General features: G+C 34.3%; 15 protein-coding genes, 1 tRNA gene and 1 pseudogene. 12 read left to right on the top strand and 5 right to left on the bottom strand.

What is annotated here, in order from left to right; translation table 11 throughout:
- Positions 1-22 precede the first annotated feature (22 nt).
- The 4 genes from glmM (at position 23) to Q4496_RS12590 (ending at position 2,821) form a co-directional block, all read left to right on the top strand.
- Complete coding sequence (glmM, locus tag Q4496_RS12575; RefSeq protein ID WP_215972730.1) at positions 23-1,360, top strand: phosphoglucosamine mutase; 1,338 nt, start codon at positions 23-25, stop codon at positions 1,358-1,360.
- Positions 1,361-1,507: 147 nt separating this feature from the next.
- Complete coding sequence (gene tpiA / locus Q4496_RS12580) at positions 1,508-2,278, top strand: triose-phosphate isomerase (RefSeq protein ID WP_215972729.1); 771 nt, start codon at positions 1,508-1,510, stop codon at positions 2,276-2,278.
- A 2-nt stretch (positions 2,279-2,280) separates the two neighbouring features.
- Positions 2,281-2,691, top strand: coding sequence for a preprotein translocase subunit SecG (secG, locus tag Q4496_RS12585; RefSeq protein ID WP_303602551.1), 411 nt, complete (start codon positions 2,281-2,283; stop codon positions 2,689-2,691).
- A 45-nt stretch (positions 2,692-2,736) separates the two neighbouring features.
- A tRNA-Leu gene (locus Q4496_RS12590) sits at positions 2,737-2,821 on the top strand.
- A 684-nt stretch (positions 2,822-3,505) separates the two neighbouring features.
- On the opposite strand, the gene Q4496_RS12595 is transcribed toward Q4496_RS12590, so the two are convergent.
- From Q4496_RS12595 to Q4496_RS12610, 4 genes are all read right to left on the bottom strand, one after another.
- Complete coding sequence (locus tag Q4496_RS12595) at positions 3,506-4,477, bottom strand: AEC family transporter (RefSeq protein WP_303610548.1); 972 nt, start codon at positions 4,475-4,477, stop codon at positions 3,506-3,508.
- A gap of 144 nt (positions 4,478-4,621) precedes the next feature.
- Complete coding sequence (locus Q4496_RS12600) at positions 4,622-6,067, bottom strand: ATP-binding protein (RefSeq protein WP_303602563.1); 1,446 nt, start codon at positions 6,065-6,067, stop codon at positions 4,622-4,624.
- 124 nt (positions 6,068-6,191) lie between these two features.
- Positions 6,192-7,418, bottom strand: coding sequence for a GAF domain-containing sensor histidine kinase (locus Q4496_RS12605; RefSeq protein ID WP_303610549.1), 1,227 nt, complete (start codon positions 7,416-7,418; stop codon positions 6,192-6,194).
- A 66-nt stretch (positions 7,419-7,484) separates the two neighbouring features.
- The gene (locus Q4496_RS12610) at positions 7,485-9,188 is read right to left on the bottom strand and encodes an EAL domain-containing protein (RefSeq protein WP_303610550.1); all 1,704 of its coding nucleotides are present in this window, start codon (positions 9,186-9,188) and stop codon (positions 7,485-7,487) included.
- 288 nt (positions 9,189-9,476) lie between these two features.
- Here Q4496_RS12610 and Q4496_RS12615 point away from each other — a divergent pair, with 288 nt between their 5' ends.
- From Q4496_RS12615 to Q4496_RS12625, 3 genes are all read left to right on the top strand, one after another.
- The gene (locus tag Q4496_RS12615; RefSeq protein WP_303610551.1) at positions 9,477-10,544 is read left to right on the top strand and encodes a hybrid sensor histidine kinase/response regulator; all 1,068 of its coding nucleotides are present in this window, start codon (positions 9,477-9,479) and stop codon (positions 10,542-10,544) included.
- 61 nt (positions 10,545-10,605) lie between these two features.
- Complete coding sequence (locus Q4496_RS12620) at positions 10,606-11,052, top strand: response regulator (protein WP_215972721.1); 447 nt, start codon at positions 10,606-10,608, stop codon at positions 11,050-11,052.
- A gap of 443 nt (positions 11,053-11,495) precedes the next feature.
- Positions 11,496-13,775, top strand: a complete 2,280-nt coding sequence (locus Q4496_RS12625; RefSeq protein WP_303610552.1) for an FdhF/YdeP family oxidoreductase — start codon at positions 11,496-11,498, stop codon at positions 13,773-13,775.
- Between the two features lie 88 nt (positions 13,776-13,863).
- Here the strand turns inward: Q4496_RS12625 and Q4496_RS12630 are convergent, their stop codons facing one another.
- Entirely contained in the window at positions 13,864-14,763 is a 900-nt protein-coding gene (locus Q4496_RS12630) for a LysR family transcriptional regulator (RefSeq protein WP_215972719.1), read from the bottom strand.
- Between the two features lie 487 nt (positions 14,764-15,250).
- Between Q4496_RS12630 and Q4496_RS12635 the strand changes: the two genes are divergently transcribed.
- The 5 genes and pseudogenes from Q4496_RS12635 (at position 15,251) to Q4496_RS12655 (ending at position 18,863) form a co-directional block, all read left to right on the top strand.
- On the top strand, positions 15,251-15,685 hold the full coding sequence (locus Q4496_RS12635) for a hypothetical protein (RefSeq protein ID WP_303610553.1): 435 nt from the start codon (positions 15,251-15,253) through the stop codon (positions 15,683-15,685).
- Positions 15,686-15,704: 19 nt separating this feature from the next.
- Complete coding sequence (locus Q4496_RS12640; RefSeq protein WP_303610554.1) at positions 15,705-15,896, top strand: hypothetical protein; 192 nt, start codon at positions 15,705-15,707, stop codon at positions 15,894-15,896.
- Positions 15,897-15,906: 10 nt separating this feature from the next.
- Positions 15,907-16,413, top strand: a complete 507-nt coding sequence (sodN, locus tag Q4496_RS12645; protein WP_303610555.1) for a superoxide dismutase, Ni — start codon at positions 15,907-15,909, stop codon at positions 16,411-16,413.
- Positions 16,414-16,723: 310 nt separating this feature from the next.
- A pseudogene (locus Q4496_RS12650) lies at positions 16,724-17,743 on the top strand (putative manganese transporter); the annotation flags it as partial.
- A 445-nt stretch (positions 17,744-18,188) separates the two neighbouring features.
- A complete protein-coding gene (locus Q4496_RS12655; protein WP_303610556.1) occupies positions 18,189-18,863 on the top strand; it encodes a haloacid dehalogenase type II in 675 nt (224 codons plus the stop codon).
- Positions 18,864-19,325: the final 462 nt, after the last annotated feature.

The raw sequence follows: 19,325 nt of genomic DNA on the forward strand, positions 1-19,325 counted from the left end.
AATTTAATAAGAAGGAAAAATAATGGCTAGTCGTAAATATTTTGGTACTGACGGAATACGTGGTTTAGTTGGTCAGTATCCAATTTCACCTGAGTTTGTGATGAAACTAGGCTATGCTGCAGGTAAAGTATTAGCTGCACAAGGTACTAAGAAGGTACTTATTGGAAAAGATACACGTATTTCAGGTTATATGCTTGAATCAGCTTTAGAAGCCGGATTTTCAGCAGCAGGCATCGATATAGGCCTATTAGGCCCAATGCCGACACCCGGTATTGCTTATTTGACTAAAACTTTTCGTGCTGAGGCAGGGATTGTTATTAGTGCATCTCATAATCCTTATTATGATAACGGCATTAAATTTTTCTCACAAGATGGCGAAAAACTCCCTGATGAGGTTGAGTTAGCAATCGAAGCCGAGCTTGATAAACCTATGGGGTGTGTTGATTCTGCTTACTTAGGAAAAGCAAGCCGCATTGAAGATGCAGCAGGACGCTATATTGAGTTTTGTAAGAGTAACTTTCCAAGTCAACTCTCGCTGGAAAATTTAACAATTGTTGTCGATTGTGCGCATGGTGCTACTTATCACATTGCTCCTAATGTTTTTCGTGAATTAGGTGCAACTGTTATTGAAGTAGGCACATCACCTAATGGCACTAATATTAATGATGGTTGTGGTGCTACATCAATGAAGATGGTTAGTGAGGCGGTTGTTGAACACAAAGCCGATCTTGGTATTGCACTTGATGGTGATGGCGATCGTTTAATGATGGTTGACCATACAGGTTATGTTATTGATGGTGATGAAGTCGTTTATATTATTGCTTGTAACGATTTGCAGTCTGGTAGTTTACAAGGCGGTGTTGTTGGTACGTTAATGAGTAATATGGGTCTTGAACTTGCTTTAGAAGAATTAGGCATTCCTTTTGCCCGCAGTAACGTAGGTGACCGATATGTAATGGAATTACTAAGAGAGAAAGGCTGGCAGTTAGGTGCTGAAAACTCAGGACACATTATTAATTTAAGTCATACATCAACTGGAGATGGTATTATTGCGGCTTTAAATGTTTTAACAGCACTTAAACAGCAAGAAAAATCATTATTTGAATTGCGTCAAGGTATGACTATGTTACCGCAAATTTTGGTTAATGTACGCTTTACCGGTGATAGTGATCCTATTAATTCACCAAGTGTACAAGCAGCTGTTGATAAAGTTAATGCTCGATTATCAGGCCGTGGACGAGTATTATTACGTAAATCAGGAACAGAGCCTTTAATTAGAGTGATGGTAGAAGGCCCCGAACTTGAAGAAGTTACTGCCTTAGCAAATGAAATTGCAGAGTCAGTTAAACTGGCAAGCTAGCAAATTTGCTGATAAAAGCAGCGATTGTCCAATAAATTTAATTGATCATTCATTGATTTTAACTTAGTACTTGTAAGTTAATCTCAGGTTAGTTAATATCTCGCGGCTTCATTTACAAAGCACTAGAAAGTGGATAGGAGATAATATATGGCTAGACGTGCAATCGTTGCTGCTAACTGGAAGATGAATGGTGATTTAGCATTAGTTGACACTATGATTTCTGGTTTAACTAACGTGAAATTACAAGATAATGTTAGTGTGGTTATTTGTCCTAGTTCCCCTTATTTATCTGAGTTTGTTGCTAAAAGAAATTCAAATAATTTAAGTGCTGTTATACATGTTGGTGCTCAAAATGTTAGTGAACACCAAAGTGGAGCTTACACTGGTCAAATTTCTACAAAAATGTTGCAGGAATTATCAGTAGAATTTGTTATTATAGGTCATTCTGAACGTAGACGTTATTATCAAGAAACCTCTACTCAAGTTGCACATAAAGTAAATGCCGTACTCAATGCAGGTTTAACACCTATTATATGCATTGGTGAAAGCGAAGCTGAACGAGCAACTGAACAAACAGAAACCGTACTTGCTTCACAATTACAGCCTGTTATTGATGAAATAGGTATAGAAAAATTTATTGATGTTGTTATTGCCTATGAACCCGTTTGGGCTATAGGTACAGGAAAAACAGCATCAAACGAGATGGCACAAGAAACACATAAATTTATTCGTCAATTTTTAGCTAAAGCTAATAAAGATGTCGCGGATAAAGTGCCTTTGTTATACGGTGGAAGCGTTAACTCGTCAAACTGTGAAGAATTATTCGCACAACCTGATATAGACGGTGGTCTTATTGGTGGTGCTAGTTTACAAGTTGAACAATTTAAAATAATTTGTTCAGCCGCTAAAGGAAAGTAAAAATGTTGTATCAAGTTTTAATTATAGCCTACGTACTTATCGCCTTAGCCTTAATTGGTTTAGTGCTAATTCAACAAGGTAAAGGTGCTGATATGGGTGCCTCTTTTGGTGCTGGTTCATCAGCAACAGTTTTTGGCTCAGGTGGTTCAGGTAACTTTTTAACTAAAACAACAACCTGGTTAGCTATTGGCTTTTTTGTTATTAGTTTAGTTTTAGGTAACCTAACGGCTAATCGTACTAAGTCTGTTGATGAATGGAATGACTTAAGTGTTCCTGTTAGCGAACAAACTATACCTACCGATGCTATTCCAAGCGATATCGAAAGTGCGGAAGCTATGATGAGTGAAAACTCAGACGTTCCAACTGCTGATGATGTTGCTACTAAAGTAGAAGATGGCGATATACCTAACTAGCATCAGAGTTAACTTTTTCAAGTTATAATATAAACCTAGTTTTGCGCGGATGTGGCGGAATTGGTAGACGCGCCAGCTTGAGGGGCTGGTGACTTAGGTCGTGGGGGTTCAAGTCCCCCCATCCGCACCACTAGATTATATTTAAAATCAAGAGCTTATATAAGCTCTTTTTTTTGGTCCGATTTCCCATATATTATATTTAAATACTTTCGATTATTTAACGATTCATCGTTTATTTTCAAACTTTACCTAGTTTTATCGATTGTTACCTATAAGCTTTATTTTTCTATTAACATAATTTTATTTAATACTCCCATCATACTGCTTTATACCAATCTCACTAACTATGTGATTATTTCTACTTGCTAAAATCACCAACTACATCCTTATTTAATAATTAGAACAACTAGTTATTGAAATAAATGCTTTGTATTTGGCAATTTTTCTACGTATAAAATTGTTCACTTAATTAATGAAACAGGTATTACTGACAACATAATTTACTCTTGTAGTTACTTTTAGCTGCATCCCTTAAAAGTTTAAGCTCAGAGATACTTTGCAGTAATAGCAGATTGCTTATTTTTTTGATAAATGTGTGAGGTTATTCGTGTTATTGAAAGGATAGGTGCTCGTAATGGTGAAACAGCAAGTCAAGTAACACAATGACTGAGCATATGGCTGAATTTCTTCAAGAGCTTACTGAAAGCTCTAAGCAAGTAGATATAATGGCTGAGAAATTACAGCAACTGGTTGAAACTTTTAAAGTTAGTTAATAGTTCGCTACTAACTAACTTTAAAATTAAATGATTTTAGATCAACTAATAGCGATTAAACCTGTAGATACCAATAGAGCAAAACCAATAGTTACAGTGAGAAGAGAGATTAATGTTGATAGTATGATTATTTTCGCAGCTAAATCAGCGTTGCCGCCCATCGCTTCTACCATAATTAAACTAGCTGTTGCTGTGGGTGACGCTGTTAACAAAAATAACACACCAGCTGCTTTAGGATCGATTGGTAAAATAAATAGCAATATTACCAAAATTAGTGGGCTTAAAATAATCTTACCAAAACTTGCCATCAAGGCAGGCTTCAAGTTTTGCTTTAATTGTTGAAAATTTAATGACCCACCAATGGCGATTAACGCTAAAGGTAGAGTCATTTGTGAAATATACTGGTTACTTTGTAAAATTAGAGCAGGGGTTTTGAAGCCTATTAAGTTTGCAACTAAACCCGCGGTTATTCCAATAATTAATGGGTTTTTAATAATATCTTGAATATTTTTTTTAATAGAGCCACTTTGCTGATTTAAGCTATTATTAAGGGTAAAAATAGACAGTAAATTATATACAATAATCGTTGCTGCTGTTGGTATTGTCGCGATAGCAATGCCTTTATCCGGATAAGCATTCGCACATAAAGCTAAACCTACAATAATTAAATTACCTCTAAAAGCTCCTTGAACAAAAACACCTTTATCCCGCTCAGCACCAACAAACTTGAATGCCGTATAATGGCTTATAATGAATACAATAACGGTAGTTAATAATATTAATGCAATATGGGAAACATTAATAAGTTGTTTAAAATCATGAGATGCAGTACTGGTAAATAAGATAATGGGTAAACCAATATTGAAAATGAATTTAGACGAGATACGAATAAACTCTTTATTAATGAATTTTATATGAAATAACCATGTACCTAACGTTATTAAGATAAATATTGGCGCGGTGATTTGGAGGGCTATAGGTAAGAGTGAAAAAATATTTTGGTTATATTCCATTGTGCGTTTGGTCTTTGTTTATTTTACTAGCGATTAACTTTTTATTTTACGTTATTTCTCCCATAAAAACTCGGTTAACATTAGGTATTGTTTATATTATTAAGTGCTTATATGCTTTATATATTACTAGCGCAATATACGATTTTAGCTGTTTACTGTCTTGTCATCATTTTTATTGTTGTCGATGTTGGGGAACTCAAGACAGAAACAAGAGCCACTGCCTAATGTAGATTCAATTAATACTTTTCCTTTATGCTTATCCATTATTGTTTTAACAATCGTTAAGCCGACACCACTTCCATCTGTTGTTGATAGTCTCTCAAATATAGCGAATACTAATTCGTGATATTTAGGGTCTATCCCAATACCATTATCTTTTACACAAATGGTAGTGGAAGATAAGGTCTGTTGTGTGTATATATCTATTACTAAAGGGACCGATGGGTTACGGTAGCGGATAGCATTACTTAATAAGTTAAGTAATGCTTCACCGAATAATCGTGGGTTTGCATCTACCGTATTTAAATTATCGGTAATGTTTATTGTAGCGTTGCTCTCATTTATAGCTTCTTCAAGAACTCGACATTGTTCTTCAATTATTGTTTGTACATTAACTTGAGAAATAGCAATAGTTTGTTGAACAATACGAGATAAATCGAGTAAATCAGTTAAAAGGCTTTCCATATTTTTAACATTTTCAATGATGCGAGTCAGTCGATGCACTTGCTTTTCGGTTAATGTTGATAACAATTCTGATTTCAGTTGTTGAGTGAATGCTGAAATAGTAACCAATGGTGATTTAAGATCATGAGATACAGTATAAATAAATTGCTCCATTTCTTTATTTTTATTTATTAACTTTTTATTTAACGTATTGGCTTGTTGTTTTTCTTTTTTAAGATCTTTCATGATGCTCACTAAAGTTGCTTGTGAGCGTGTCATCTCTGTTTTTTGAGCTTCCATTTTAATATTTAATGCATTACTTTTATTAAGCTTATGTTGTTGTTCTTTAAAAAAGAATCTGACAATAGCGACTAATGTTATGAGAAGTGCAATCAAAACAATAAGACTTAATTTAAGACTACGCTCTACTAAATCAGTCATTAGTGCTTCAAGTGTGAGTGTAATCTTATTGTATGCCAAGGTGATTTCAATGTGAGAAGGCTCGTCATTATAACGAAGAAATTTGTCTAACTCATGTGTGGTCATTTCTTTATCAAGGAGTTCTGGAAGTGATAAAAGATGCTCATTATAAGCAGATAACATATTTCTTGTATCTTGCATGTTGAGCTCTCCAAGTATTAAAGCGCCTTGTCGCTCAAATTTACTTAATAGAAGTTTTGCAATACGATAATTCTCAAAAGCATTTTCTCGATAGCTAGGCTCATTCGGTCGTAAAATAGCATTTTTAAAATTATGTATTAGGCCGACATAACCAATTTGATTTTGAAGTTCAATGAGAGAAGCATATATTTCAGTTCTGCTCTGTCTGATGTCTTTTTGTTTAGCAACGAAATTTAACGCTATAAATATTTCAAGTGAAATAAAAAAAAGTAGTAGTGTCGCGAGTATAATATTGTTGGATTTCATGGGTGATCACAACGTAACTCTCTAACCAACAATATAACTGTTGAAAGATTATTAAATTTTATAGGTGTATATTTTATTGAATTCATGTATTTATATTCCTATTTTTTCTTATTGTAATTGTTCGTTATTCTGCTTTTGGAAAACATAGCTCTATACACGTTCCTTTATGCAATTCAGATATTAGTGTTATCGTACCGTTTTGCTTTTCCATTGCGGCTTTAACGATATTCAAGCCAACCCCTGTACCTGTATTCGCATCTTTATTAATTTGTTCAAAGATATGAAACACTCGTTCATGGTTTGATTTATCTATACCAATACCATTATCACAGATAAATAGTGAAACAGAAGTATTACATTCTTTAGTATATACTTTTACTTGTAGATCTCGTTTATGGCTTTGATATCTAATTGAATTTTTAAAGATATTATCAATACATTGAGACAGGAGGGTTTTATTTGCCCATAAGAGGTGTAAAGGCTCGGATATAATTAATGTAAATTCCGTTTTTTTATATTCAGGCAGTACTCTTTGCCAATTTTTTTCAATGAGTTTTGTTACATTAAGTGAGGTTTTCGTTATTTCTGTATTCATAATCTTTGAAAGTTGTAACAAGTTGATCAGTAATGTCCCCATATGTGTTACATTTTCAATAATTCTTTTGAAGCGATGTTTTTGCTTTTCTGATGTATAGGTTGATAACTCGTTAGCTAATGTTGAAGTAAAACCGTTAATAGTCACTAAAGGCGACTTTAAATCATGGGATACAGCGTATACAAATTGTTCTAGCTCTTTATTTTTTGATTTTAGTGTTTTTGCTAATGCCTTGGATTTAGATAAAAGGTTATCTTGAACTTGCACAGCTTTTCTCAACTCTAATTGCAAAACAACTTGCTGGGCGATTATTGTCAGCTGTTTTTTTTGAATATCAGTTAATATTGATGGCTTATTGTTGAGCACACAGAGTGTACCTAACCGAAGACCGTTAGGTGTTATTAGTGGTGCTCCAGCATAGAACTTGATATTAGTTGGCCCCGTTACTAAAGGGTTATCGTGAAATCTCTCATCTTTGTCGGCATTTTTTACTTCGAATACTTGTTCATGGTGAATAGCGTGCGCACAAAACGCAATATCTCGAGGGGTTTCTTGTACTGTAACACTGAGGTGAGATTTGAACCATTGCCGTTTCTCATCAATTAACGAGATAAGGGCAATAGGCATATTACAAACACTTGATGCTAACTCAGTAAGTTGGTCATAGTTTTGTTCAGGTAGCGTATCTAATATCTGATATTCATTTAAAGCCGCCAGTCGAGAGGATTCGTTGTCAAGAATTGGTGCAGATTTCATTGCTAAACGCTCCCTTATCAATTATATAGATTGTTATAAATCTGATAACAAAGAATACTTTTCTATTTATCTTTGTTCCTGTAATTTTACTTCTAATAAATCGGCAGGCATGGGCATGCCAAGGAGGTATCCTTGAAATTTATCAATTTTAAGTTTACGGCAAACTTTTAGCTGGTTTTTAGTTTCAATGCCTTCGGCAACTACGGTAAAGTTTAGTAACTTTAACATAAGAGTTACGGCTTCTAATAAGCTATTCTTTTTATCAGTATTTAATTCATCTTCTTGCAATGTTTTATCTAATTTAACGATATCAATGGGATAATTGTTTAAATGTGATATTGAGGAAAATCCCATACCAAAATCATCCAAGGCAATTTTAAAGCCTGCAGATGAAAGGGAATTGAGTGTTTGTCGAGTAATATTATCGTTGTCTAGTAAAGCGGTTTCAGTGATTTCTAATATGATAGTGTCAGGTTTAACTCCATATTTTTGTGCTGCATATTTAATTTTTTGAGTCAGTTGAGCATTTTGTAATTGGATTGCTGAAATGTTAATTGCTAAGGTAAAATTGTCATCATACTTAGTCTGCCATGATGCTAAATTAGCTAAGGCTGTGTCGATGACCCATTGGCCTAAGTCATGAATTAAACGTGTTTCTTCTGCAATAGGGATAAACTCATCTGGAGTATATGAGTTTGGGGTGTCAGGCCACCTAATAAGAGCTTCAACGCCTTTAATGTTTTCACTGTTGGCACAAAAAATAGGTTGATAGAATAAGCGAAAGGATGAGTTCTTAATTATTTCATTCATTTCATTTCTGATAAAGAAACGACGGTTAAATTCATTTTGATAATGTAATTCATAAAAGCATAGTGTGTTTTTACCATTCTTTTTTGCTCTATACATGGCGACGTCAGCATATTTCATTAGTTGATCATGGCTATTTGCATCATCTGGGTATAACGCCGCACCAATGCTCACTGTACAGTCCATTCTCTGACCATCGATTAAGAAAGGCTGTTGGAATGATTGTAAAATACGACTAGCAATCATATTAACTTCTTCTGCAGAGTTTATATTCGCTAAGGTTATTGCAAATTCGTCACCGCCTAGTCGGGCAAAGCCATCGTTGATTCTTAGGCAATTTTTGACTCTAGCAACTAACTCAACTAGAAGTATGTCTCCAGCGTGATGACCTAATGAATCATTAATATGCTTAAAATCATCTAGATCTAAAATGAGCATGGCAACAGAAAGCTTTAAACGATCACTATTAGCAATCATAATGTTTAACGTTTCATCGAAATAATGACGATTATGTAAGCCAGTTAATTGATCAGTTTCAGCCATATTCTTTAAGGCCAAATAACTTTCCTGCATTCTTTGTTCCATTTCAAAGCGCTTTTTAGAGTGAATAATAGCTTGAGATAGCTTAATATGTGAAATGTCGCTTTTAGGAATAAAGTCTTGTGCACCAGCTTCAATACAATTGAGGGCGATTGATATATCTTCTGCGGCACTAATAACAATAATTGCTGTATTACCTAAATTGGGACGTGAACGCATCTCAATAATCATTTCAATACCATTAATTTCAGGCATATGATAGTCAAGTAATATAATATCGAATACTTCTTCATCGATTAATTCAAGCGCTTTTGCTACACAATCAGCTCCTTTGATTTCATAATTATTTTCTAATGATGTTCCTAGCGCTCTTTTTGCAAGTGCGATATCAATTTCATTATCATCAACAATCAGTATTTTCATTGCAGAATAAATCCTTTTAAGCATAACTTTTAGACGTTTTAAGTCATTATTTTCTAAGTAAAAATGAAAAAATTGTCGTTGGAAAAGTTAAAAATATATACACGAAAATATTTTAATCACCCTAAAGTGTTTTTATTTACTAAGAGTTTGTACTTTAAATTAATATATGACTATGCTTAATAAATATACATTTTATTATGTACCTTTACACTAGCAGCACATATTAATATTGTCTAATTTTGAACTATTAAATGTACTTTTAAAAAATAACAACGGATTACATAAAGCATGCGAGTGATAATTATAGAAGATAACACCGATCATTTTGATATTATTGACGATGCATTTATGTCGATTACGGAAATAGATGTGGAGGTAGTTCGGGCTGATACCTTAACCAAAGGGAAGCGTTTACTATTATCAGAAAATTTTGATATATGCTTGTGTGATTTACAACTTCCCGATTCAACTATAATTGAAACCGTAGAATGGCTAAGTTCACAAACTAATCCATTACCTATGGTGACATTAACATCATTAAACAGTAGTGATGTTGCACGAAATTTGCTGAAAAAAGGGATACAAGACTATTTACCAAAAGACTCTTTAACTCCTGCTTTACTTTATAAAACATGTTTATATGCTATTGAGCGATTCCGTCATCAAAAAATAGTGGCGGGATACAACCAAGATATGCAAGTATTTTGTGCTAGCTTATCTCATGATTTTAACGGGCATATTACCCGTATAATGGGCGTATCAAGATCATTAAAATCAGACTTAATGGAACGAACTAGCTGCACACCAACGGAATTGAAGTGGTTTGAGTATATTGAAAAAAGTACAACAGAAGTACATAAATTAGTCTCTAATTTGCATAGTTACCTGTCTGTAGGTTATACCGATCAGGTTTTTGAGTCCGTTTGCGTAAAGTCAGTGATTGAAAATGTAACTTCTTCCCTTAAAGGTGCTCTGCAAGTAGATTTCGAATTAAATATACCTAATGAATTAACGACTATTCAAGGCAATAGTACTTTACTTCAAATATTGTTCCAAAATTTAATTGTTAATAGTATAAAGTTTAATAATGGTTACCCTATTATTGATATATCTGTGCGAGCGCATGGCAATCATGTTGATGTTATTTTGAAAGATAATGGTATTGGTTTCGAGCAAAAACATGTACAAAAAATATTTTCACCATTTAATCGCCTTGCCAATGGCATGAAATTTGGCGGTTCAGGTTTAGGGTTAAGTATCGTTAAGCGTATTATTGAGCATCATAATGGCAGTATTGAGGCACATTCAGAATTAGGTGTTGGTAGTCAATTTATCCTAAAATTTAACCAAGAATGATTACACATTTTAGTAATTAAAAGGTTGTTTTAAAATTAATTAAACCACTAGAGGACGTAACGTGGATAATCTTAAGCTAATGTCGGCATTAATGGTAGAAGACAATATTGATCATGCAGAATTGATGATGGATGCTTTCAATGAATTTAATATTAAAAATTCAATAACGCATGTAATGGATGGTGAGGAGGCTATTGCTTACCTAAGAAACGAAGCTCCATTTGAAGATCTTCATAAATTTACTCGCCCTGATATTGTATTTTTAGATATTAGAATGCCTAAACAAAGTGGTATTGCTACCTTAAAAATAATGAAAGAAGACGCTCTGCTCAAAGATATTCCTGTGGTGATGATTAGTACGTCAAACACGTCACCAGAAATAAAAGAATGTTATGGTTTAGGCGCTAGTGGTTTTGTTACTAAACCGTTAAAGTTTGAAGACTTTACAAAGAAAATGAAGGAGTTAAATTATTATTGGGTACTCACTGCTGAGTTACCGACAAAATAAATTATTGATACAACCTCATACTAAAATAGCACTGTGTATACCAGTTTATGCTTGACAAAGGTACAGTTCTTATTGCATTTATATATTTCCAAAAGCTAATTAAACAATAAAAAATTTAATAAGTAAAATTTATTAAATCAATGTTTAAATTAAAGCAGCAAAAGTCGAATTTAATTGAGTTATTTTTTAAAATATAACACAATTAAATTCGACTAAAATTACTTAGCTAAGATACCAATAAGCAGCACTATATCGTTAATTGATTTATCGTCTTATTACAAATCAATGCAGCCATTATTTAATTTCTACAGTCGCTTGTGTATGCTTATCAGCCTTAGTTTCATTATGAAAACCCAATTGATTTAACTGTTAGCTCTGCTCGCAAGCGAACTGCTATTTTTTCAATCTGGGAAATAACACGATTCGTTTAAAAGAGATATTACATGTCTAAAACAAATTCAAATAACCCAGCCTATTCTCCTGCTGCCGGTGGTTGGGGCGCACTGAAAAGTTCAACTAAACATATTATTCAAAGTGAAAATGCTATGAAGGGCGTAAAAGCCTTACTTCGAGCAAATCAACCAGGAGGCTTTGATTGCCCTGGTTGTGCTTGGGGGGATTCATCAACGGCTGGCAAAATAGATTTTTGTGAAAACGGTGTAAAAGCAATTGCGTGGGAAGCAACTAGTAAACGTGTTGATGCTACTTTTTTTAAGCAACATTCAATAACAGAATTAAAAAGCTGGGATGATCACTCACTTGAAAAAAGTGGCCGCTTAACTGAACCAATGTTTTATGATGGCGAGAGCGATCATTATCAACCAGTTAGTTGGAATAAAGCCTTTAGTATAGTTGCCGATAGCCTTGCTGATTTGTCTTCGCCTAATGAAGCATTATTATATACATCGGGTCGAGCAAGTAATGAAGTTGCCTATATGTATCAATTATTTGGTCGAGTACTTGGCACTAATAATTTTCCTGATTGCTCTAACATGTGTCATGAGGCATCGGGAGTAGGCATGACAAATAGCCTTGGTACTGGTAAAGGTACCGTTACCATGGAAGACTTTAATGAAGCGGATGCTATTTTTGTTTTTGGTCAAAACCCAGGAACTAATCACCCGCGTATGCTGGGCACATTACGTAAAGCAAGTAAGCGCGGTGCTACGATTGTTTCGATTAATAATTTAAAAGAGCGCGGCTTAGAAAAGTTCTCAGATCCACAAAGTGCAAAAGAAATGATTCTTTTTACAGGCACTAAAATTAGCCAATATTATTTTACACCGCGATTAGGTGGTGATATGGCCTTATTACGTGGTGTAGCAAAAAGTTTATTTGAAAGATTTGAACAAGATAAATCAGTACTCGATATGGAATTTATTAATGAACATTGTCAAGACTTTGAAGCATATAAACGCAGTGTTGAATTAAGCTCATGGGATAAAATAATTAGCCAATGTAGCTTAACAAGAGAAGATATTGAGCAAATAACCGATATCTATGTAAGTAGTAAGAAAGCAATTTTTACATGGGCAATGGGAATTACTCAACATAGTCACTCAGTGGCGACAGTAAGAGAAATTGTTAATGTACTGATGTTAAGAGGCAATATTGGTAAAACAGGAGCTGGTGCATGTCCTGTGCGTGGACATTCAAATGTACAAGGTAACCGTACAGTTGGTATTAATGAAAAACCGTCTATGGACTTTCTTGATGCATTAGCACAAAAATATTCGTTTAGCGTTCCTCGTGATGATGGTTTTAACACCGTTGAATCAATTCACGCAATGTTAGCCAATAAAGCTAAAGTTTTTATTGCATTAGGTGGCAATTTTGCTGCTGCTACTCCTGATACTAAACGTATATATACGGCATTATCGCAATGTGATTTAACGGTTCAAATTAGTACTAAACTTAATCGTAGTCATCTGATGACAGGAAAAAAAGCACTGATTCTCCCTTGTTTAGGTCGAACTGAAATAGATACTCAACAAAGCGGTGAACAATGTATTACCGTAGAAGATTCTATGAGTATGGTACATAGTTCACGAGGGCAAAATGAACCAGCCTCTGTGCACTTACGTTCAGAAACAGCAATTATTGCAGGAATAGCAGCAGCTTCTGTGGGCGATAAAGTCGTGAATTGGCATAAGTTAGCCAGTGATTATGCTTATATCCGTGAAGATATTAGCGAGGTTATTCCTGGATTTGAACAATATAATGAGCAAATAAAAGCGAGACGAGGTTTTTATTTAACCAACCCCGCAGCGAAGCGTCAATGGAACACGCCAACTAAAAAAGCGATGTTCTCAACAGCCTCATTACCCGAAGAGTTAGCGCATGAAAAGGTGAAAGATAGAACTGATAATATGGTACTGACATTACAAACGCTACGTTCTCATGATCAATATAATACAACCATTTATGGTATGGATGATCGTTACCGAGGTGTTTATGGCGAGCGTAAAGTTATTTTTGTCAATGCTGACGATATGAAAGCATTATCGTTAGAGCAGGGGGATTATGTTAAACTTACCACAATTTCAAACGATGATATTGAACGTTCAGTCGAAAGCTTTAAAGTGGTTGAGTATACTATACCACAAGGTTGCGTAGCCGCTTACTACCCTGAAACGAATCCTTTGGTGCCCCTTGAAAGTATTGCCGATGATTGTGGCACGCCAACCTATAAATCTATTCCTATTTCATTAGAGAAAGTATAAAGTTAATCGTTGTTCATTTAATGGATAAAGGCAATACAAACGTAAAAAAGAGGCCGATAGCAAGCCTCTTTCTTGTCTCTAGATTATTTTAGAGCTCGGAAACAGATAAAATTATTTTATTTCTTAACCATTTATTTGCAGGATCTAAATCTACTTTATTGTGCCAATACAAATGAACATCAACATCAGGTAAACTCACCGGTAAAGGAAAAATAACTAAATCGAGTAATTGAGCGTACATCATTGCGGTAACTTTTGTTATGGTAAATAGCATATTGTTATTTGTAATAACTCTGCAAGCTGAGAATGAATGTTGACACCTTAAGCCTATTTTTCGTTGGAGCCCTAATCGAGCGAGTTCAAAGTCTTCAATACTTGTACCCACTGAACGAGATGATACTAACACGTGATCTTGGGCAAGATATTCGTCCAAACTTAGAGTCGATTGTATATCGGGGTGATTTTTTCGAGCAAGAACCACTAGCTCACTTTGTTCTAACTTGGTATGTGAAATGTTTTCGCTAACAGGTAAAAGTGTATCTATCGCCAAGTCAATATCACCACTAACAAGTTTATTTTCTATATTACTACGATTTACCCGTCTACTACTCTGAAGCTTAATTAATGGTGCTTCTTTTTTTAAACGCTGCATCAATGGCGGAAGATAAGACGCTTCTAGGGTGCCATGTAATGAAATATTAAAACTTTTACGCGATATTGAAGGCTCAAATTGACGAGATTGTGCTAAACATACTTGTAATTGTCGTAAGGCTTCTCGAACATCAGCAATCACATTATTGGCTACTGCGGTTGGGCGCATCTTATTACCTTGGCGAACAAACAAAGGATCACCAAAATGATCACGCAGTTTACTTAATGAATGACTAATTGCTGGTTGTGATAAGTTAAGTGCTGAGCCCGCCTTAGTAATATTTCCTTCGCAATATATGGCTTCAAATACCACAAATAAGTTTAAATCTATTTTCATTAAATCTCCCCACTAACCCCAATTTATTATTATTAATATCATATTTAGTATTCTTTATATGAATATAGTTATGTTTTTATTATTCGTATTTTTAATTTAAATGTTGTACCTAATATAGTCAAGTAGTATGAATATCATTAATAATGGTTATTGAACAAACTATCTGTGTACATTATTAATACTAGGCTTTTAAAGGTTACCGGTCTTCAATTTATTATGAAGAAAAGTTTGTGTATAGAGATTAATACTACAACCATTAATTAAATATCACTAAATCAAACAGTCTAACTGAGTAACAATTCTTTTATTGGCGCACGCTTTTATTTACCATTTTGTTATAAAAGATCAAATTAAACTTGCAAATACAAATGAGAGTGATTATCATTTATTCTTAAAGGGTGAAATATTCCTATTAAATAGGGCAATAAAGTATTGCTTCGAATGATCTGCGATCATTTAAAAATAATAAATCAGTGAGGTAGCATAAATGGAACATCAACAATGGCAGTCGCTGCTAAAGCTTGGTAATCATTGCTTTCATGAGAAGGAATGGAGTAAAGCTGAATATTTTTATAGCGAAGCATATGACTTATTAGCTTTTTCTTATCGTAATAATCCTATGTGTGCTGACACGTTAATGGCTTGGGTTTGTTCATGTCATAACTTGTCTGCGCTTTATGAACATCAAAGAAACATCAGTTTAGCATTAAGGTTTTTGATGGTTCCCCACGAATACCTGTTAGAAGTAACTAACGCTAAAGTAGATGATGAAGACATTAAGTTAATTGCTTTTAAAGGCCTTTCATTAACACTATCTCCCATACTACTGTTCAACAAAAAGCACGTCATTTGTGATAACTGCATTGACAGGTTTGACTCATTAAAATTATTACTACAGCAACAAGAAAACGTTATTCATTAATACTAAAAAGGAAAATTAGATGTTTAGGTTATATATCGTCATTTTATTGTTATCAGTTTCTGCTCCAAGCTTTTCGCATTCAGGTCATGATCATAGTGATCCTATGGCAGGGCTCATTCATTTACTCTGGGTTGCTCCTCTCGTTATTGGTATTGCTTTAATTATTTATCAATTTACAAAAAAGCACCGTTTTTTTAACAAGAAAAAGTAAGGTATTTATAATGATTTTTGATCTATTAGCTAAAATTGATACTAAATATCCCTTCGATCAAGCTGTCGCGCATTGTGATATACCCTGTAAAATATATGATCCTATTTCAGCACAACTAGCTGTGCTTACAATGATCAGAATGGTTGATTTATTAAATGAATTAAAAGACTGTGAATCATTAACTCTTGAGCAACAAGCGACATTTATTCGTTTAGTTAATGAAAAAGAAGCACATGGAAATAAAGTAAAAGAAGAGATACTTATTATCTGGGGTGATTATATCAAGCAACCCCAATTAGATAACCATCAAAACTTGCACACATTGACACATGAAATTATGTTGGCAGCTTCTAAGGCGAAGCAAAGCATAAATCGTGAAGCTAGTGTAAAACTATTAGCTAAAGTAAATCAGTTTGTTGAAATCTTTTGGGAAACTAAAGGCGTTGAAGTTTATCGTGCTATTTGCCCTTATCCACCAGCAGAATCTTTAAGCTACCCAGTACTAAAGTCGATTTAATGGTTGTGCTTAAATTGTTAACTGTAAAAAATAAAAAGAGTGGCAGTTTATCTGCTGAAAAATTAAAACCAGATAATAAAACCCAATGTTTTGGGCTAGTTATAGGGATGTCTAAACTTAAAAAGAGTCAATGATGAATCATTCACTCAATTTTGTATTAGCTAAAGCTTATAATTTAACAAATAAGGTATCGCTACCTTGTTATCGTAGAATGCTATTACCGGTTTTTCTTTGTATTCTGCTATTTCAGCCAAAAACGCATGATCTTATGCTTACCGTACTTGCTGATGCTTTTTGACAAGTAGCTGTTTTTGTCGCTTTTACATTAGCTATTTATCATTTATTTGCCAATAAGCTTAGCTGTTTATACGTTAGTAAAAAGGGTGAACGTAAGCCTATTTATGAAGTGCTAACCGCAAGTGCCATGGGAGTGTTACCTGGGTGCGGTGGTGCCATTATTGTCATTACTCAATTTGTAAAAGGTCAAATGGGCTTTGGATCTGTTGTTGCGGTTTTAACTGCCACAATGGGGGATGCCGCATTTCTTATACTAGCAACAAAGCCTGTAACAGGTTTAATGGTCGTTGCTATATGTTTATGTGTTGGTATTTTATCTGGTGTTATTGTTAATGCAATACATGCTCCTAGCTTTTTACGTCAAACGGTAAAGGAACTAACAATTTCCGAAAAAGCCACTCCTATAGGAAAAGAGTTACCTAAAGCCTTAAAAATACAAGGCCTCTTATGGCAATGGTTGTTAATACCTTGTGTCGTCATTAGTTTTTTATTTGCAGGTCAGGTTGATGTTGCCTCGTTAATTGGCCTGAATAATGTAACATTGCAAATGATAGGGGCAGCTTTATGCTTAGTGTTAATTATATTGTGGGCTATTACTAGCGAAGTCACTAATTTTGAATCAATTGTCGCTGAGGATAAAAAATCAAGGCACGATAAAGTCTTTCAAAAAGTCGCTTTAGATACTAACTTTGTTGTTTGTTGGGTTGTTGTGGCGTTTATCGCTTTTGAATTGGCAATGCGCTATGGCGATTTTCAATTAGCCGCTATATTCATTGAATACAGTGCGCTCTCGCCATTAATTGGCGTTTTAGTTGGCGTGATCCCTGGTTGTGGCCCTCAAATTATAACAACTTCTTTGTATTTATCTGGTGCTATCCCATTATCAGCACAAATAGGTAATGCTATTAGCAACGATGGCGATGCCTTATTTCCTGCTATTGCGTTATCACCACAAGTTGCATTGGTTGCAACTCTTTACTCTACCATTCCTGCATTAACCGCTGCTTACGGCTATTATTGGCTATTTGAATAAGGAAATTTAATTTCTTTAGCGTCGATATAAAATTTAATATACGAGTTAGTTTCATATTGCTTATACCGGCTTTAACCGTAAATAACGTGTTAAATCGCTATTGATTCTCATTTTTTATTTCACGAGATGTTAAAAAATCGCGTTTGTTGCTCATCTCTTATTGAGGACTTATTAAGATGTTCACGATCTAATCGATGTCACCAAAGACCATTTAAGCGAGATTGCTAATGAGTTTGTGTTATTAATACAAGCAGTTCAAAGATTAGGTGTTATAGACAAAGATAAAAACGCGAAATACCTAACGATTAATGTACAAATTCAAATTGCAGGCTTGCGTATCTTTACCAAAATGAGTAGTGTTGAACGCCTATTTAAGGTCAAAATTGACAATATTTTTAATCACTACCCGTTGTCATTTTTCCTTTAGCTAATTTGTGGAGTTGGTATGAATCATCAAGTGATTTTATTTGATATAAACGAGACTGTATTAAACCTAAGTATTTTAAAACCTACATTTAAACAATATTTTGGTGATGAAAACCATATGGATAGATGGTTTTCAATGCTACTGCATTCTTCAACAGTATGTTTAGTCACTGATGTTAAAACAGACTTTAAAAGTTTGGCATTAGCCGCATTAAAATCGATAGCGGGTCGATTAGCACTAACATTGTCTGATGAAGAGTACGCTAACATACTTAATACATTAGCGAGCCTGCCAGCACATAGTGATATAAAACCAGCGTTGGTAAAATTACGTGCGGCTGGCTTTACTCTTATTGCTTTTTCAAACTCTTCATCAAGTTTACTTTCGTCTCAACTAACCAATGCGGACTTAAATGAATATTTTGATGATGCCATTTCTGTTGAAAGTGCTGGCACGTTCAAACCGTCTAATAACGCTTATCAGTATGCTGTAAATAAACTGGCTGTGCCTGCTAAGGATATTAGATTAGTTGCCGCACATGATTGGGATACGCATGGGGCATTAAGTGCTGGCTTAAAAGCTGCTTTTATTGACAGGTTTGGAGCACCGTATAATCCTTTATATATAACACCAGACATAATAGCGTCTACTATGGAAGGTATTGCCGAGCAAATTATCAAAAGTAAAAGATGATAATTTAATGATTTAGTTGCAGATCAAGCAGCCGTTATAAATTCAAATTCTTGATTAAAGTAAGATATAAACACTATCACGCTTTGTGCCCCAAAACGTGATAGTGCAAAGTTTTTAAATAACTATTTCAGCTATTTAGAAGATGTAAACCGATCCTCATCCTGATAGACAACTATGTCACCAAAGCGGTCATTCACTTTTGAAATATTAACGATCACTTTGTGCGCATTGCTGACTTTATCATTTATTTTTTTGCCATATATTTTCTAATGAAAAAGCTTTTAGTTTGTAATAGATTGAAATTATGTGATATTACTACGCATTAAAGCAAGGGTATGGAACAGGTATTACTGAGGCGTCTCCATAATTAACTTATTAGGCTAACTTATTAGGCCACCCATAATAACGTGGATGAAATTCAATCCATAAACTAAGCTTAATTTACCTTGATTAAGTTTGGTG

This window comes from Colwellia sp. 5_MG-2023 (genome assembly GCF_030547795.1).
GTDB lineage: Bacteria > Pseudomonadota > Gammaproteobacteria > Enterobacterales > Alteromonadaceae > Colwellia.

Coding starts and splice junctions, on each gene's coding strand:
- Q4496_RS12655 (WP_303610556.1), top strand. CDS start 18,189: ATGAATCATCAAGTGATTTTATTTGATATAAACGAGACTGTATTAAAC.
- Q4496_RS12600 (WP_303602563.1), bottom strand. CDS start 6,067: ATGAAATCCAACAATATTATACTCGCGACACTACTACTTTTTTTTATT.
- Q4496_RS12595 (WP_303610548.1), bottom strand. CDS start 4,477: ATGGAATATAACCAAAATATTTTTTCACTCTTACCTATAGCCCTCCAA.
- Q4496_RS12635 (WP_303610553.1), top strand. CDS start 15,251: ATGGAACATCAACAATGGCAGTCGCTGCTAAAGCTTGGTAATCATTGC.
- Q4496_RS12610 (WP_303610550.1), bottom strand. CDS start 9,188: ATGAAAATACTGATTGTTGATGATAATGAAATTGATATCGCACTTGCA.
- sodN (WP_303610555.1), top strand. CDS start 15,907: ATGATTTTTGATCTATTAGCTAAAATTGATACTAAATATCCCTTCGAT.
- Q4496_RS12640 (WP_303610554.1), top strand. CDS start 15,705: ATGTTTAGGTTATATATCGTCATTTTATTGTTATCAGTTTCTGCTCCA.
- glmM (WP_215972730.1), top strand. CDS start 23: ATGGCTAGTCGTAAATATTTTGGTACTGACGGAATACGTGGTTTAGTT.
- Q4496_RS12625 (WP_303610552.1), top strand. CDS start 11,496: ATGTCTAAAACAAATTCAAATAACCCAGCCTATTCTCCTGCTGCCGGT.
- Q4496_RS12630 (WP_215972719.1), bottom strand. CDS start 14,763: ATGAAAATAGATTTAAACTTATTTGTGGTATTTGAAGCCATATATTGC.
- Q4496_RS12615 (WP_303610551.1), top strand. CDS start 9,477: ATGCGAGTGATAATTATAGAAGATAACACCGATCATTTTGATATTATT.
- Q4496_RS12605 (WP_303610549.1), bottom strand. CDS start 7,418: ATGAAATCTGCACCAATTCTTGACAACGAATCCTCTCGACTGGCGGCT.
- secG (WP_303602551.1), top strand. CDS start 2,281: ATGTTGTATCAAGTTTTAATTATAGCCTACGTACTTATCGCCTTAGCC.
- tpiA (WP_215972729.1), top strand. CDS start 1,508: ATGGCTAGACGTGCAATCGTTGCTGCTAACTGGAAGATGAATGGTGAT.